The organism is Methylocaldum sp. RMAD-M, assembly GCF_017832375.1.
GTDB lineage: Bacteria > Pseudomonadota > Gammaproteobacteria > Methylococcales > Methylococcaceae > Methylocaldum.
In genome coordinates, this window is the sequence record NZ_JAFIBZ010000031.1 from 15,635 (window position 1) to 32,983 (window position 17,349).

Sequence of the window (17,349 nt, forward strand, 5' to 3'; positions counted from 1 at the left end):
GCAGCATGCGTCCATCGTTTAAGCGATGCCTAATCCTAACCTAGGAGACTTCGACGGCTTACCGGGCCGGAAAGCTTCATGGCCCTTGGTCCGGCACTTGGTATTTGACATCCTTGTGCCAGCGCCAAATCAAGTAAACGGCCGGGATGACGAACAGTGTGAGCAGCATGGCGGAACCGACGCCGCCGATCATGGGGGCTGCCAGACGCTTCATCACATCCGCACCGGTACCGCTGGCCAGCATGACGGGAATGAGCCCTATGATGTTGGCGCCCCCGGCCATAGCCATGGGGCGGATGCGTTCCACCGCCCCGGAAAATACCGTCTCCGTGAGATCCTCGAGGGACTTCAGTCGACCCGCTGCCTGGCGCCGTTTGACCGCCTCGTCGAGATAAGCCAGCATCACCGCGCTGGTCTCGGCGGCAACGCCCGCCAGGGCGATCAGCCCCACCCAGACCGCGATGCTCATGTTGTAGCCGAGCAAGGCCAGGTACCAGATTCCGCCAACCAAGGACAAAGGGACGCCCAGCATGACCATGAGGGTCTTTGTGACGGAGCGGAAGGTGAAGTAATACAGCACGAAGATGATGGCGATAGTCAAGGGAATGAAAAGCTTGAGCCGTTCCTTGACGCGCGCCATGAATTCGTACTGCCCCGACCAGGTGAGGGTATAGCCGGGCGGCAGCTCGATGTTCTCCGCCACGCGCCGTTTGAGCTCCTCAACATAACCGCCCACGTCCCGTTCGGCCATATCCACGTAGACGTAGCCCGACAGCATGCCGTCCTCGTCCCGGATCATGGCCGGACCGCTGACCATGCGCAGGGAGGCCAGCTGCGCCAGCGGCACTTGGGCGCCGCTGGGCGTATCGACCAGCACCCGCCTTAGCTTGTCCGGGTCGTCCCGAAGCTCCCGGAGATAACGTACGTTAATGGGATAGCGCTCCCGGCCTTCGATGGTGATGTCGATGTTCTCCCCGCCGATGGCCGATTCGATGTATCGGTTCACGTCCATCACGGAAAGACCGTAGCGGGCGATCTCCTCGCGATTGATGGCGAAATCCAGGAAATAACCGCCGGAAACCCGTTCGGCATAGACGCTCCGGGTGCCCGGCACCTCTTTCGCGATCATTTCGATCGATTTGCCTATAGCCTCGATCCTGTTCAGGTCGGGGCCGAAGATCTTGATCCCGACCGGCGTGCGCACGCCGGTGGTCAGCATGTCGACGCGCGCCTTGATCGGCATGGTCCAGGCATTGGTGACGCCCGGAAACTGCAGGGTCCGATCCATCTCATCGACCAGACGGTCATAAGTGATTCCCGGCCGCCACTCTTCTTTGGGCTTGAGTTCGACGATCACCTCCATCATGGAAAACGGCGCCGGGTCGGTGGAGGTTTCGGCGCGCCCGGCTTTGCCGAACACGTGCGCCACCTCGGGGAAGCCCATGAGCTTCCGGTCCATTTGCTGCAGGAGCTTGCCGGCTTCCGTCACCGAAATGCCGGGCAAGGTGGTGGGCATGTACAGGATGGTGCCCTCGTAGAGGGGGGGCATGAACTCCGAGCCCATCCGCTGATAGACCGGAATGATGCTGACGACGAGCAAAACGGACAAGACCATGAGGGACACGCGGTAGCGCAGCGCGAGCCTGAGCAGCGGCGCATAGGCCCGCTGCAAAAGACGGCTCACCGGATGGCGCGCCTCGGGCCGGATGCGCCCCCGGATCAGGAGCGACAGCAGGGCCGGAATCAAGGTCACCGCCAGCACCGCGCTCATGGCGATGGACAGGTTCTTGGTCCAGGCCAATGGTTTGAACAGCCGGCCTTCCTGGGCCTCCAGGGTGAACACCGGCATGAACGCCACGGCAATGACCAGGAGCGATGCGAAAATCGCGGGGCCCACTTCCTTGGCGGAATCGATGAGCACCCGCTCTCGGCTGCCCCGTCGACCGCCCCGGTCCCATTCCTCCAGGCGCTTATGGGCGTTGTCGACCATCACGATGGCGGCGTCCACCATATCGCCGATGGCGACGATGATGCCGCCGATGGACATGATGTTCAGGCCGAGCCCCATGAAATAAATGGGGATGAAGGCGATCAGCACCGCGAGCGGCAGGGTGATGATGGGGATCAGGGCCGAGCGGAAGTGAAGCAGGAAGCCTGCGATCAGGACGCTGACGACGATCAGTTCCTCGATCAGATTCTCGGTGGCCGTGGCGATGGACTGCCGGATCAGGTCGCTGCGGTCGTAAACCGTCACGATCTTGACGCCCGGTGGCAGCGAAGGCTCGATTTGCTCGAGTTTCGCCTTGATGCGGTCGATGACCTTGGGGGCGTCTTCGCCGTAGCGCATGATCACGACGCCGCCCACCACTTCGCCCCGACCGTCGAGTTCCACCAGACCCCGCCGCATGTCCGGCCCGAGCGTCACCGTCGCGACATCCCGCAGCAAGATCGGTGTTCCGCCGGGATTCACCCCCACCGCGATACTCTCGATATCCGCAACGGATTTAATATAGCCGCGGCCGCGCACCATGTATTCGGCGCCGGAGAGTTCCACCACCCGGCCGCCCACGTCCAAATTGCTCATTCGCACCTTGTCCACGATGTCCGATACCGACAGCCGATACCCCAACAGTTTGGTCGGATCCAGGTTGATCTGGTATTGGCGCACGAAGCCGCCCACGCTCGCCACTTCCGCCACTCCGTCCACGCTGGCCAGCCAATACCGGAGATACCAGTCCTGGAAGGAGCGTAAACTCGCGAGGTCCTGCTGTCCGGTCTCGTCGACGAGGGCGTACTGAAATACCCAGCCCACCGCCGTGGCGTCCGGCCCGAGCTGAGGCGTCACCCCCTCAGGCAACCGTCCGGCCAACTGGCTCATGTATTCCAGGACGCGCGAACGGGCCCAATAGATGTCGGTGCCGTCCTTGAACAGCACGTAAACGTAGGAATAGCCGAAGTCCGAAAAGCCGCGCACTACGGTGACATTGGGCGCCGAGATCAAGGCGGTGACGATGGGATAGGTAATCTGGTCTTCCACCAGGTCCGGCGAACGTCCCGGCCATTTGGCATAGACGATGACTTGGGTATCGGACAGGTCCGGCAGGGCATCGATCGGGGTGTTCTTCAGACTCCAAAAACCCGCCGAGGCCAGGCCGAACACCAGCAGGAACACGATGAAGCGGTTTTTGGCGCAGAACTCGATGATGTTTTCGACCATGGAAATCCCCCCTAGCCCCCCTTTTTCAAAGGGGGGTGAGTTCGGTTCTCTTTACCAACAATCATCCCGCGATCAACAGGAGATAAGCTTTTGTTCCCTGATGGGTCAACCGGGGCGAGTTGCTTTTCCCCCCTCGATCAATAGGGGCGAACTTTTGTTCCCCCCTTTGAAAAAGGGGGGCTAGGGGGGATTTCCACGAATCCGCTCCATAACTTCCCGATGGATCGCCTCCAGCACGGCATCCAATTCCAGCAATACCTGAAGATCGTTAAAGCGCAACACCTTGAGTCCGAGTCCGTTGAGATAGGCATCTCGGTGCGCATCCTTGTTTCGATAGTCAACGCCCAGATGCTGGGCACCATCCACTTCGATGACCAACCCGGCTTTGGACGAGTAAAAGTCGACGATGAAGTTTCCAATGGGTTTTTGCCGGTAGAACTGCGCATTCCCAATCTGCTTTCCGCGCAGATATCTCCACAGTTTTTGCTCGGCATCGGTCATGCCCTTACGCAAGCGGCGAGAGTACTGTTTCAGCCCGGAGTTGTATGTGAGCATATTTCGATTTCCCTTGGACTTATGGTATGTGCCTCAATGTTTCATGCCGGCCATGCCGCCTACGGCGGCTTTCAACTGGCTTTCCGAATCGATCAGAAAGTTCGCCGAGGTAACGACGTGGTCGCCCGGCTCGATGCCTTCGGTGATCTCGACCCATTCCGCGCCTCGCACCCCCGTTGCCACGTTGCGCCATTCGAGCTTGCCGCCGCCATGGTGGATGAAGATGATTTTCCGCTCCCCGGTTTCGAGCACCGCATCTTTCGGCACCGCGAGCCGCATGCCTAACGGGATGTTCAGCTCGACGTTGGCGTACATGTCCGGCTTGAGCCGTTCCTCGGGATTGGCCAGCGTGAAGCGGACTTTGGCGGTGCGCGTCTGCGGATCAAGGGTGGGATAAATGAAGTCGACGCGTGCTTCGAAATGGGTTTTGGGATCGTACGAAAGCGTCACATCGGCAGTCTGCCCGACCTTGATCAAAGGCAGTTCGTATTCGTAAATATCGCCCAGAATCCAGATCGAGGTCAGATCGGCGATGGTATACAGAGGCTCGCCCGGTTTGATGTACATGCCGGCCAGAGCCTTTCTTTCGATGACGGTGCCGCTGATCGGTGCATGGATGGGCAGGGTCTTGAGCACTTCGCCGGTGCGCTCGAGGTCCTCGATGTGGTCTTCGGTGATGTCCCACAGAGCCAAGCGCCGGCGCGTCACCTCCAGCAAGGACCGGGCGCCCTGCGCCACTTCCGGGAATTCGCTCGTTCCGAGGTCTCGGACGCTTTGCAGAGCGAGCAGGTATTCCTGCTGGGTGGCGACCAGATCAGGGCTGTACAAAGTGAACAATATTTGGCCCTGCTTGACGCGATCCCCGGTGGCGCTCACGTACAGCCGATCGATCCAGCCTTCGATCTTGATGTTGACGTTGGCGAGTTTGCGCTCGTCGATCTCGACCCGGCCCACAGTCCGGATCGTTCGGGTCAGAGGCCGCTGTTCCGCAATCTCGAACCGGACCCCGATCTCCTGTAGCCGTTCCGGGCTGATGGTCATGGTGTTGGTGCCACCCGGGACCGCGACGGGCGGTGCAGCTTCTTTTCCGCCCGGAGCCGCCCCGTGGCCGGCGTGATCCGCTGGCGGCGGGGTAGCGGGTGCGGGCCCCTCGTTTCCGCACCCTACAAGCAGCAACGAAGTAATCAGTCCTACCGCCCACAGCGTTCTAGATCGCGGCGGGTGCCATCCGTTTATCATGGCGCACATCCTTGTGCTCCACCCTCCGGGCGCACTGCCGTGCGTGCAAAACGCCAATCCTGTCGTTTTGTCATGGTCTCTCTCCGATAATTTCCTCGAGCCGGGCCAGCGCTTTCTCGTGTTCGGTCATCTCGCCGTGCAGTTCGATTTCGTTTTCCTGTAAGGTCAAGAGACTGTTGAGCAGGGTCAAAAAATCCACCTTGCCGACCGCATAGCTCGCCTGCGCCGAAGCCAGGGTCAGGCGCGCTTGCGGAATGAGGGCCTCCGCCAGCAGTTTGACTAATTCTTCCGCCCTCTGCGTGCGAGCGAGGTTGTCCTGCACCCGGGCCGAAAGCGCTTGTTTTACCGCCCACCAGTCCTGCAGGGCGGCCTCCCGTCTCGCCACCGCCTCCTTCACGCCGTAACGTTGTTTGGTGGCGTAATACAGCGGTACCCGGACACCCAGCATCACTTGATAGCCGTCCCGCCGCATCGTTTCGTTGCGAAGACCCAGCGCGCTCAGCTCGAAATCGGGGAAATACTCGCGTTTCGCCAAAGCGATGGCATTTTCGCTCCGTTCGATGTCTTTCATTTGCGCCCTCAGCAGAGGTGCCGCCTGCTCGACCAGAGCCTGGATTTCTGCCGGGTTGTGTTCGAGGGGCGTGACCTGGATCTCCTGAGGCACGCCCAAAGGGTGGGTGGGCGGATACCGGAGAATTTGGTTGATCTCTGCCCGCAACGATACGCCCTGCTGTTCCAGAATGGCTAGGCGCTGCAGCACCCGCGAGATTTCGGTCTGGGCGCGGAACACGTCCTGCTGCGTTCCTTGTCCCACCATATAGCGGGCTTTCGCCGTCTTCTCGAAGTTTTGCAGCAGAACCAGGTTCTTCCGCACGATCTCGAGGGATTTGTGCACCAGATGCAGGTCGTAAAAGACTTGTTTGAGTTGCGCCACCACATTCAGTTGCACCGCCAGGTATTCCTGTTCGATCCGATCGGCCTCGCTCGCGGCCACCTCGCCCCTGAGGCCGAGCTTGCCGGGAAAGGGAATTTCCTGACTGACCCCATACATCGCTTCCCGCTCGACGACCTCCCGATAGCCCAGATTGATCTTGGGGTCGGGCAAGGTCCGGACTTGCGGGATCACCGCTCGGGCGGCCTCGAAACGCTGCCGCGCGGACTGGATGTCCGGATTGTTCTCCAGGGTTTCTTGAACGAGGCGTTCCAAGTCCAGGCGAGGTTCTGCCTGTTCTCCGGCGGCCGCTAGGCTCCAAAGTGCGACCGCCAAGAGGATGCCAAAACGGCATCGGCTTCTATTGGGTTTCAGCATGAACCTCTCCTGGGATGCGATTGAATGATCGTCAGAGCCGTGACACCGGATTTTGAAGGGACGCTCAAACGGACTGAACTCATGGCGTGTCCTCTTCGGCCTTTGGTTTCGGAATCACGGTGCAGAATCCCTGCGGTTCTACACCCAAGGCCGCATCGAACTTGCTCGACAAGTTTTGAAAGGCGATCAGAGCAGTCAATTCGACGATCGCATCGTCATCGAAATGGCGGCGCAGTTGCTCGAAGTGCTTCGACGCGGGGCGGCGGCCCGAGTCGGTCACGGCCTCCGCGTAAGCCAGCGCGGCCGTTTCCCGCTCGCTGAACAAAGGACTCGTGTCGAAATCGCCAATCGCCGCCAGCTTTTCGGGATCGAGTCCACGCCGGAGGACGAGAAAAAAGTTGAGATCGACGCAAAAACGGCAGCCGTTGATCTGTGAAACCAGGACGGTGACAAGAGAGCGCAGTGTCGGTTCGATGGGCGACGTACGGCGGTCGAGCGCACCGTAAAGCAATGCCAGGGCGGCAAATGCCTTCGGCGTTCGTCCCCACAGGCGAGCGGATTCCAGCAAGCTGCGATAGCGGCGCCTCTGGTTCCAAAAGAAAAGCCGCACGTACCACGGAAACCGATGATCGGATGGTGTTGTTATGATCGGCATGATGCTCTCCCACTAAATTTCCTGGGCGGGACGGGGTATTCACTCCCGTTCCGAAGGTCGGGTGTGAACGGTTACGCTCGATCGGGGCTAGGGACATGGATTGAGACCTCCATGTCCCCGAACCGATTGGCCTTACCTGGGCCCGCCCGCCATCCGTCGATGGTCTTCCGCCATGTCTCGATTGGCCTCGGCGGCACGCTCGTAGATATCGATCAGCCTTTTGCAATGAGCCTCGAAACTCCCACCTTTGTACTCCCGAGGATAGTCATGGGGATCTTTCCGGAATTGCGCGAGGATTTGCCTATGCTCCTCGGCCTTTTGCTCCATGTCCCTGGCGACCGCCTCGTAATGATCGGCCAAGGCTTGATGATCGGCGGAAGTCTTGGCGCTTTGAAGCGCCACAGACATGTCCATCGGGTGAGGGCTCCTTTCGGCGCAGGAAACCAATAGTCCGAACAAGGCTAAAACAGCAATTACGATTTTGGTTCTCATGGTTTTTTTCCTTTCAAAGGTTTTCGATTACCAAACTGCGAAGTATTTCGAACAAAATTGGCGCTATTTCCGGCCGCACCTCCTTGCCTCAGCGGGTGTTTTTCGACGGATAAACCTTTGACTTGCGCGTAAATCGCCGGAATCACGATCAGGGTCAATAAAGTGGACGACACCATTCCGCCCACCATGGGCGCGGCGATGCGGCGCATGATTTCGGAGCCCGTGCCCGAGCCCCACATGATGGGTAAGAGTCCCCCCATGATGGCGACGACCGTCATCACCTTCGGCCTGCCCCGTTCTACCGCCCCTTCCATAATCGCGGCGTGAAGGTCGGAGAAACTGAATCGTTCGCCGGCCGCCGCTCGTCGTTCCTTCAGCTTGTTCAGCGCCTGATCCAGATAAATCAGCATGACCACCCCGGTTTCCGCCGCGACGCCGGCCAAGGCGATGAAGCCGATCGCGACCGCCACGCTGAGGTTATAGCCCAGCCAGTGCATCAGCCAGATGCCGCCCACCAGCGAAAAAGGCAGCGACAGGAGGACGATGACCGTCTCCGTGACACGTTTGAAGTTGAGATACAGCAGAACGACGATGATCAGGAGCGTCATCGGCACCACGATGCGGAGCTTGGCCTTGGCGCGTTCCATGTACTCGAACTGGCCGCTCCACGTGACGTAATAGCCGGGCGGGAATTTCACCCGCTCGCGCACGGCTCTCTGGGCGTCGGTCACGTAACCGCCGATGTCTCGGTCGCGGAGGTCCACGTAGATATAGGCGGACAGCAGGGCGTTTTCGGTACGGATGGACGCGGGGCCCTTGTTCAGTCCGATGCGCGCCACTTGCCCCAAGGGAATCATGGCGCCGGACGGCACCGGCACCAGCACCTGGGTGGCGATGGCCTCGGGCGAATCGCGGAACTCCCTGGGATAACGCACGATCACGCCGTAGCGCTCCCGTCCTTCCACCGTGGTCGTGACCGTCTCGCCCCCCAGCGCGGACGCGACCACGTCCTGTAAGGCGCCGATGCTCAATCCGTAGCGCGGCAGAGCCAGGCGATTCGGCTCGATGATCAGGTAATAGCCGCCGGTGATCCGTTCCGCATAGGCGCTGGTCGTGCCGGGGACGGTTCTGACGACCGATTCGATTTCGGTCGCGAGCCGTTCGATTTCTGTCAGATCATTACCGAACACTTTGATGCCGATGGGCGTTCGGATGCCGGTGGACAGCATGTCGATGCGGTTCTTGATGGGCATGGTCCAGGCGATGGTAACGCCGGGCATCTGGGTGGCACGGTCCATTTCGGCGATCAGCTTTTCGGTGGTCATGCCCGGCCGCCACCGGTCCTCCGGCTTGAGGTTGACGACGGTTTCGAACATCTCGAGCGGAGCCGGGTCGGTGGCGGTGGCGGCGCGGCCGGCCTTCCCGAACACCGACTCGACTTCGGGAAAGGTCTTGAGGATACGGTTGTGAATCTGCATGATCTCCGCCGCCTTCGTCAGCGAAAGCCCCGGAAGACTCATGGGCATGAACAGCAGCGTGCCTTCGTTCAAGGTGGGCATGAACTCGCTGCCGAGCTTGGACAGGGGATAGGCCGTCACCGCCAGGACCAGCAGGGCAAAAGCGATGGTCAGCTTCTTCCAGCGCAGCACGAAGGCGATGACCGGGCGGTATAGCCAGATCAGCACTCGGCTGACCGGGTTCTTGTGCTCCGGCACGATCCGCCCCCGGATGAACAAGAGCATCAGCACCGGTACCAGCGTCACCGACAACAGCGCCGAGCCCGCCATGGCGAAGGTCTTGGTGTAGGCCAGCGGCTTGAACAAGCGGCCTTCCTGGTCTTCCAGCGCGAACACCGGCAGGAAGGAGACGGTAATGATCAGCAGGCTGAAGAACAGGGCGGGGCCGACCTCACGGGCCGCCTTGATCATGATGGCGAGCCGGTTTTCATGAGGCTCCGCCCGTTCCAGATGCTTGTGGGCGTTTTCGATCATCACGATGGCGGCGTCCACCATGGCGCCGATGGCGATGGCGATGCCGCCGAGACTCATGATATTGGAGTTGATGCCTAGAAGATGCATGACGATGAAGGCGATCAGCACCCCGATCGGCAGCATGACGATGGCCACCAGGGCGCTTCGAATATGGAGCAGGAAGACGATGCAGACTGCGGCCACGACGAGGGTTTCTTCGACGAGCTTTTCGCGCAGATTGGCTATGGCCCTCAAAATCAAACCCGAGCGGTCGTAAACCGCTTCGACCGAGACGCCCTCGGGCAGGCCGCTGCTGATTTCGGCCAGTTTCTCCTTGACGTTCCGGATCACGTCCAGCGCATTCTGGCCGTAGCGGGCCATGGCGATGCCGGAAACCGCCTCGCCTTCGCCGTTCAGTTCGGTGAGCCCGCGCCGCTCGTCCGGCCCCAGTTCCACCCGAGCCACGTCCCTGAGCAGCACCGGCGTACCGTTTTCGGCCTTGAGCACCAGTTTCTCCAGATCGCCGATGCCTCGTAGATACCCTTTGCCGCGTACCATGTATTCGGTTTCGCTCATTTCGACGACCCGCCCGCCGACATCACGGTTGCTCGCCCGGATCGTCTCGCTGACCGTGCTCAATGGAATTCCGTAAGCCTGGAGCCGGCGCGGATCGACGACGACCTGGTACTGCCGGACGAAGCCGCCGACGCTGGCGACTTCCGCCACACCGTGCGCCTTGGCGAGCTGATAGCGGATGAACCAGTCCTGGAGACTGCGGAGTTCCGCCAAAGTGTGCCGGGCGCCTTGCACGACATATTGGTAAACCCAGCCGACGCCGGTGGCGTCGGGTCCCAGTGTGGGCGTCAGGCCCATCGGCAGCCGCTTGGCGGCAAAGTTCAGATATTCCAGAACCCGCGAGCGCGCCCAATAAATGTCGGTACCGTCTTCGAAAATGATGTAGACGAACGATGCGCCGAAGAACGAGAAACCGCGCACGACCTTGGAGCGGGGCACGCTCAGCATGGCGGTGGTCAAGGGATAAGTGACCTGATCCTCCACCACTTGCGGGGCCTGGCCGGGATATTCGGTGTAAACGATGACTTGTGCGTCGGAGAGATCGGGCAGCGCGTCGAGCGGGGTCTTCACCACGGAATAAATGCCGGCGAAGACGGCGAACACCGTCGCCAGCAGCACCAGAAAGACGTTGCGCGCCGACCATTCGATGATTCGTGCCAGCATCACATTCCCCCATGATCGGCGTGATTACCCGGCGCCGGCGGCTCCGGAGCGCCGAAGCTGTCCAAGGCCGATTTCAGGTTACTTTCGGCGTCGATCAGGAAATTGGCGCTGATCACCACGTTTTCGCCGGCCTTCAGGCCTTCCAAGACTTCCACCCACTCATCGCCTCGCGTACCCAGCCGGACCAGGCGAGGCTCGAAACGGCCCTCGCCGCGATCCACCAGAACCCGAGGGCGCTTGCCGCCTTCCAGCACCGAGGACTCTGGAATGGCCAAGGCTGGCCGGACGGTGCCGGCCAACTCGACATGGGCGTACATCATGGGCTTCAGGAGCCCTTTAGGATTGGGCAGCTCGATCCGAACACGGGCCGTCCGGGTTTCGGGATTCAGGGTCGGATAGACGAAAGTCACCTTGCCGTCGAAGGTTCGGCCCGGATAGGCGTCGAGTCCGACCCGGACGGCCTGCCCGCTCGATATCAGACCGAGCTCCTGCTCGAAGACCTCGGCGATGATCCATACCGAGGACAAATCGGCGATTTTGAACAAGGTGTCGCCTGCCATCGCTCGCATGCCGGCAATGGCCGTTTTTTCCATGACAACGCCGGATACCGGCGAGCGGATGACCAGATTGCGCCGGACGATCTCCTCTCGTTCCAACTGCCGGATTTCGGCCTCCGAGACGCCCCAGTAACGCAGCCGCTCCAGGCTGCTTTGCACCAGACTTTCCATCTCGGCTTGAGTGTGCGGCGCGGCGTTTTTCAGCGCGGATCGGCTGTTTTTGGCGATCAGGTAGTCGTTCTGCGCGGATACCAGATCGGGGCTGTACAGTTCGAACAGCGGCTGCCCTTTCTTAACCGATTGGCCGGTGGCGTTGACGTGGAGCTTTTCGATGTAAGCGTCGAACTTGAGCGCCATCGTGTGGAGCCGCCGTTCGTCCGCCTCGATGAGACCGACCGCGCGGACGGTGCGGACCAGATCCCGCTGCTCCGCCACCGCCGTCCGGACGCCGAGCTTCTGGACCTTGTCGGGACTGATTTTGACGATATTGCCTTCGCCGGGCGTTTCTTCGTCGGCGTAGACGGGAATGTAATCCATTCCCATGGAATCCTTTTTCGGTACGGGCGAGGTATCGGGAAGTCCCATCGGGTTCCGGTAATGAAGGATTCTGCGTTTCTTGGGCGTTTCGGCGCTCGGATGCGGTTCCGCTTGCCCGGTTTCCGGTGCCTGATCCTCGTAGACCGGAACGTAATCCATACCCATTTCGTCCTTCGCCGGGACCGGCGAGGTGACCGAGGGATTCATGGGGTGGCGGTAATACAGGGCTCTTTTCTCGGCGGGAGTCGACGGCTCCGAGCCCTCGCGGAACCCGGCCAGCCAATAGCCCGAAGCCAGGCCGACGATCAGCGCCGCCAATATCAAAAACACGGCCGATCGGTTCATAAGGCCTCCTTGCCGGCCGCGGCGGAAAGCCTGGCCAAAGCCTGCTGCGCCTGGGCGTAAGCTTGCCAGGCCTGGATTTCGGCGTTGCGGAGATTGGCCGTGGCGCGGAGCAGATCGGCCATGGCGGCCTTGCCGACCTCGAAGTTCGCTCTCAAGGATGCGACGGTCTGCTCGGCCAAGGGGACGATTTCGTGGCGCAGCAAGGCGTGGTGGTCCTTGGCGCGCCGGTAATCGGACAGCGTCGCAGCGATGTCCGCCTGAACCTTTCTGAATGCGTCCTGCAGCGCATATTTTTCGCGCAGCCATTCGCTTTGCTGCTGATCCACCGCCTTCGCCTGCTTACGTCCGGCATAGACGGGAAGATTGAGGCTGACTCCGAAGCGGACGAAATCGCTGCGGTTCTCGCCGTTGGGGGCGCGGTCGCGAAAAGCATAGCCGGCGCTGAAGGTGAGGTCTGGGTAATAGTCTTTCTTCGCCAGCTCCACCCGGCTTTGAGCAGCGTCGACGCTGCGCCGTTTTTGATTCAGCAGCGGCCGCCCCTGTTCCGCGGCTTCGTCCAGCTGCTCCTCGGCGAGCATCTCCGGAAGCTCCTCCGGCTCATCGTAGGCCAGATCGAATAAGCTCGTCGGCGGGCGGTCGAGCAGGGCGTTGAGGCGGGCAACTTCGCGGTGGTGCATGGCGGTGTGAATCAGCCGCTCCTCGCCCAATTTGGACAGTTCCAGTTGCGCCTGGAGCACATCCTGTTGGAGGGCTTCGCCGACCCGGTAACGCGCCTGAACGGCTCGGATCACGTCACGCAGAGTGGTTTCGGTTTCGGTGAGAATTTGCAGCGTCCGCTCCAGGTAAAACAGTTGCCACCAGCGGAGTTTCACGTCCCGCACCAATCGCAGACAGGCTTCTTCGACCGTTTGCGCGGCAGCCTCTGCCTCGAATCCGGCCGCCTGTTCCTTGAGCGCCAGCTTGCCCGGAAACGGAACGGTCTGGCTGAGGCCCACATCCACCATGGTCATGAAGTCCTCCCGGACATCGAAGCTGTCGGCGGGAAGGTTCAGCATTTCGACGCTCAAGGTAGGGTCCGGCAGGCTGCCCGCCTGCGACGGAACCGTCGCCATCGCTTCGGCGCGGGCGTTGATTTCGGCGAGGCTCGGATTATTGGCGAGAGCCTGGGAAACGGCCGCATCGAGGCTTAGCGAGGCCGTTTTTTCCTGCGCCCGAGGGGACGATGAAAAACAACCTAGGCCAATCAGTATCAGAATGAAGGCAAAAGGCCGGCGATGCAGCCGATGCATTTTGCGTAAGCGGAGCACAGTAGTTCTCCCTTGACGAAGTTCAGGTCTCTGAGTCCCAAGATTCAGGCCATACCGAAAACCCCGGCCCCGTGCGATATCACGGCTCCGGAGTTTTCCACAGCGTCGCTAGGAAAGGACTGCTAATTCAGTAGCGTGCAGAATCGATAGATGAGAGGGACGCGCCGCCTTCGTTGAAGACGCGGCGGGGGTGAGATCGGACGAGCGGTCTCTCCAGGCGGGATCAGCAGGACCAGCCAACAGACCACCCAGGCGAAGAAAATCTCCAGCTTCTGATCGAAGAGGCCGTGGTTGCTGTGTTCAAAAGTCTTGGCGTCGAGACACAACCCTAGGTTGCAGTCGTCGGGAAGAGATGGCTCATGATGGGACGGGTGACTGAGGTTCCCCTGCTCGCACTCCGACAGGAAAGCGTTGTGCAACTGCTTGAAAACCGTCTCGCAGACAATAGCCGCCGGCAACGCCAGCCACGCGATCAGAAAGAACGGAATCAGAGCGCGGGTTGGAGCGGAGTGTTTACGAAGATACGTCAATACGTTGCCGTCCACGTTGGGAGTCTTGCCGAACACTACATCAGGCCGAAAGCAAGAAAAGCCAGGGAAAGATACCACAAGACTAGATCGCCGGGGGAGATGTTCAATACGGTCTTTTACCGATAATGCGACCAGCCACCGCTCCCATTACGACACCGGACTCCGGATTTAGGTGCTTAAAAAAGAAATAAGCGCGAGCGGTATAGAATTGATTAAGCTCAGGCGTGCTCGGGAATCGGCGAGGCATTCTCTCGATTGACTGTTGTTTTGGCCATTGTCGCCGCAATAAGGGTGCGTTTGTCTCCCGCCTCATTTTCCGCTTTCGGCACGGGTCGAAGCTTTGGTTCAGATGCCGGGTACGAGGCATCGGGCGACACGTTCAGCCCGGTGTTCCCGAAAGACGCAGCGGAATCCTTTCATCAGGAAAAGCGGAAAAACAACACCCTCGGCGTCCTGGCGATTCTTCGAAGCTGGACACAGCTTACAGCCGGCTGCGATAACGCTCCAAGAGCTTCGCGTTGATCGCGACGATGATGGTGCTGAGGGACATGAGCGCCGCCCCCACTGCCGGCGACAGCACCCAGCCGAACGGCGCGGCGACGCCGGCCGCGAGGGGAATGGCCACGGCGTTGTAGCCGGTGGCCCACAAAAGATTCTGGACCATCTTGCCGTAGGTGGCGCGGGACAGGCCAAGCGTCGCGGCCACGTCGAGCGGATTGCTGTGCACCAGAACGATGTCGGCCGATTCGATAGCCACGTCGGTGCCAGCGCCGATGGCGATGCCGAGATCGGCCTCGACCAGAGCCGGCGCGTCGTTGACCCCGTCGCCCACCATGGCGACGGTCACGCCCTCCGACTTTACCTCGCGGATTTTCGCCGCCTTCTCGTGGGGCAGGACCTCGGCGAAGTAATCGTCGAGCCCGAGCTGTCCGGCCACGTGCGCCGCGACCGCCCGGCTGTCGCCGGTGAGCATGAGGCAGCGGATGTTCATGGCCTTGAGCCGTGCGATCGCTTCGAAGGATTCCGGACGGACCACGTCGGCCAGCGCGATGGCCCCGAGAACCCGGTCGCCGTCCGTCACGTAGACCACCGTCTTGCCCTGCCCCGCCAGTTCGCTCAATCGCTCGTCGCGAACGCCGAATCCCTGCTCCTCGACAAACCCCGGACTTACGACCCTGATCAGCCGTCCTTCGATCCGGGCCTCGGCGCCGCGGCCGGTCAGGTTCCGGAATTCCTCCGCCTTGGCCAGGCGGATGCCGCGCTCCTCGGCCGCCCGGACGATGCCCAGGGCGATCGGGTGTTCCGATTGCTGCTCCAGCGAGGCAGCCAGCCGCAGCAGCTCCGCCTCGTCGATATCCGCCAGCGGCAGAACGTCGGATACTCCGAAGCGGCCTTCGGTTAGGGTACCGGTCTTGTCGAACACGATCGCTTGCAGGTTCCGGGCGCGCTCGAAAGCGGCCCGGTTCCGGATGAGAAGACCGCTCAGGGCGGCCAGCGAGGTGCTCACCGCCACCACCAGCGGCACGGCGAGCCCCAGAGCATGCGGACAGGTGATGACCATTACGGTCACGCTGCGCTCCAGCGCGAATTCGAAGGGTTCGCCCAGCAAAAGCCACACGATCAGGGTCAGCGTTCCCACGGATAAGGCGATATAGGTCAGCCATTGGGCGGCGCGGTTCGCCAAATCCTGCGCCCGCGAACGGGAGGCTTGCGCCTGCCGCACCATTTCGACGACCTGCGCAAGATAGGTTTCCGCCCCGGTCTTCCGGATTTCCAGCACCAGCGCCCCTTCGCCGTTGACCGCCCCGCCGATGGCCTCGTCGCCTTCGCGGCGAGTGACGGGCTTGGATTCGCCGGTCAGCATGGACTCGTTCAAGCTCGAGCGGCCTTCGACGATGAGGCCGTCGGTCGGGATTTTTTCGCCCGGCTTGACCAGCACCCGGTCGCCGGGGTGAAGTTCGGTGACCGGGACTTCCTCGACTTCGCCGTTTTCCCGCAGCCTATGCGCTTCGGTGGGCATCAGCCGCACCAGGGCATCCAAAGCGCCCGAGGCGCCCATCACGGACTTCATCTCGATCCAGTGACCGAGCAGCATGACGTCGATCAGGGTCGCCAGCTCCCAGAAGAACACCTGGCCCGAGAGGCCGAACACCACGGCGCTCGAATAGAAATAGGCCACACTGATGGCCAGCGAGATCAGCGTCATCATGCCCGGCTGAAGCTGCCGGAGCTCGTCGAACAATCCGCGGATAAACGGCCAGCCGCCATAGAGATAGACAGCCGTCGAGAGACCGAAAAGGACGTAGGTGTCCCCCGGAAAGGCGAGGCGTTCCTCGAGCCCCAGCCACTCCTGAATCATGGGCGAAAGCGCCAGGATGGGGCCGGTCAGAACCAGCGAAAACCAAAAGCGGCGGCGGAAGTCCTCGACCATCGCCGTATGATCGTGATGTTCCGCATGATGGCCTTCGCGGCGATCGGCCGGAACGTGGCGAGCGGGAGCGGCTTGCGGCTCGGAATGGGTATGGTGTGTCATGGCGGCGCTCCGTGGGATCGTTCCAGCCGCCAAGCGGTGGGCGGGGTTAGTTGGTAGCGGATTCCGGTTCTGGGCTATGCGTGTTCATTTTCATACCGGAAGAGCTCGATGGGAAGTGCGCTCCGGCCTCCCAAGAGCGGAGCGCACCGCTACACAGATTTCTCACGAACGGTCCGGCCTATTCCCGGCGCCGAACCGCTCGTTTCTTAACGGAACCCATGCCGGTTACATCGTGATCGCACCCGCCAGCTTGTTGCAGGCTTGCTCGCAACGGCGACACGACTCACCGCAAATGCGGCAGTGTTCGTGACGAGAGGCATGCCGCTCGCACTCCTCGGCGCAGATTCCGCAGGCCGTCGCGCAGGCCTGCAACTGGCTGCGCATCATCCTCATGTCCGATTCGGTCTCGCGCGAAACCAGCCGGCCCGTCGCCTCGCAGATGTCCGCGCAATCCATGCACATCCGAATACATCGTTTGAGATTCTGCACCTGGTCCTCTCCGACGCAGGCGTCAGCGCATGCGGTACACGCTTGCGCGCAATCGAACAGTTCGCTTGCCGTTTGTGACAACAATCCCATGTCCACTCCACGTCCCATTACGGCCGGGTGCGGATGCGCTTTGAGCATTTCCTGAATCGCGTTCATGATGTGCCTCCTGTATTCCTTGCCATGTATATTTCGTTCGTCTCCGCCTGTTCCATTTACTGGAAGGCTTCTCTCCGGTTTGAGACCGGTTTTTTGTCGGACCGAATGGCGATAAAACCAGTCCGCAAAAAAGTAGGACCGGGGTTTAACTGGCTCGGTTCCGGCAGGATCGCTCGGGTTTTCATGCGGCACATCTTTCGTAGGGTGGGTTAGGCGCGC

Annotated in this window: 12 protein-coding genes; all 12 read right to left on the reverse strand. The window is 61.0% G+C overall.

All coding sequences use genetic code 11. The annotated features are described in order from the left end of the window. Positions 1-76 precede the first annotated feature (76 nt). Complete coding sequence (locus JOD69_RS20695) at positions 77-3,217, reverse strand: CusA/CzcA family heavy metal efflux RND transporter (RefSeq protein ID WP_086134500.1); 3,141 nt, start codon at positions 3,215-3,217, stop codon at positions 77-79. A gap of 180 nt (positions 3,218-3,397) precedes the next feature. Continuing rightward, entirely contained in the window at positions 3,398-3,772 is a 375-nt protein-coding gene (locus JOD69_RS20700) for an endonuclease domain-containing protein (RefSeq protein ID WP_077731118.1), read from the reverse strand. A 33-nt stretch (positions 3,773-3,805) separates the two neighbouring features. Further along, positions 3,806-4,813: an efflux RND transporter periplasmic adaptor subunit gene (locus JOD69_RS20705; RefSeq protein WP_086134501.1), complete on the reverse strand. Its 1,008-nt coding sequence runs from the start codon at positions 4,811-4,813 to the stop codon at positions 3,806-3,808. A 268-nt stretch (positions 4,814-5,081) separates the two neighbouring features. Continuing rightward, positions 5,082-6,320 (reverse strand): TolC family protein, encoded by a 1,239-nt coding sequence (locus JOD69_RS20710; RefSeq protein WP_086134502.1) that lies wholly within the window; start codon positions 6,318-6,320, stop codon positions 5,082-5,084. 79 nt (positions 6,321-6,399) lie between these two features. Beyond that, positions 6,400-6,975, reverse strand: coding sequence for a carboxymuconolactone decarboxylase family protein (locus tag JOD69_RS20715; RefSeq protein WP_086134503.1), 576 nt, complete (start codon positions 6,973-6,975; stop codon positions 6,400-6,402). Positions 6,976-7,107: 132 nt separating this feature from the next. Then, entirely contained in the window at positions 7,108-7,467 is a 360-nt protein-coding gene (locus JOD69_RS20720; protein ID WP_086134504.1) for a hypothetical protein, read from the reverse strand. Next, positions 7,464-10,676: an efflux RND transporter permease subunit gene (locus tag JOD69_RS20725; RefSeq protein ID WP_086134505.1), complete on the reverse strand. Its 3,213-nt coding sequence runs from the start codon at positions 10,674-10,676 to the stop codon at positions 7,464-7,466. The genes JOD69_RS20720 and JOD69_RS20725 overlap by 4 nt, the downstream gene beginning before the upstream one ends. Continuing rightward, the gene (locus tag JOD69_RS20730; RefSeq protein ID WP_086134506.1) at positions 10,676-12,115 is read right to left on the reverse strand and encodes an efflux RND transporter periplasmic adaptor subunit; all 1,440 of its coding nucleotides are present in this window, start codon (positions 12,113-12,115) and stop codon (positions 10,676-10,678) included. Before JOD69_RS20730 ends, JOD69_RS20725 begins: the two co-directional genes overlap by 1 nt. Continuing rightward, positions 12,112-13,422, reverse strand: a complete 1,311-nt coding sequence (locus JOD69_RS20735) for a TolC family protein (protein ID WP_139841092.1) — start codon at positions 13,420-13,422, stop codon at positions 12,112-12,114. Before JOD69_RS20735 ends, JOD69_RS20730 begins: the two co-directional genes overlap by 4 nt. Positions 13,423-13,544: 122 nt before the next feature. Then, positions 13,545-13,988 carry a hypothetical protein gene (locus JOD69_RS20740; protein WP_139841093.1) on the reverse strand — a complete coding sequence of 148 codons (444 nt, stop codon included), beginning with the start codon at positions 13,986-13,988 and terminating at the stop codon, positions 13,545-13,547. Between the two features lie 445 nt (positions 13,989-14,433). Further along, complete coding sequence (locus JOD69_RS20745; RefSeq protein ID WP_086134509.1) at positions 14,434-16,485, reverse strand: heavy metal translocating P-type ATPase; 2,052 nt, start codon at positions 16,483-16,485, stop codon at positions 14,434-14,436. 225 nt (positions 16,486-16,710) lie between these two features. Further along, positions 16,711-17,130: a four-helix bundle copper-binding protein gene (locus JOD69_RS20750; RefSeq protein ID WP_077731128.1), complete on the reverse strand. Its 420-nt coding sequence runs from the start codon at positions 17,128-17,130 to the stop codon at positions 16,711-16,713. Between the last annotated feature and the right edge of the window lie 219 nt (positions 17,131-17,349).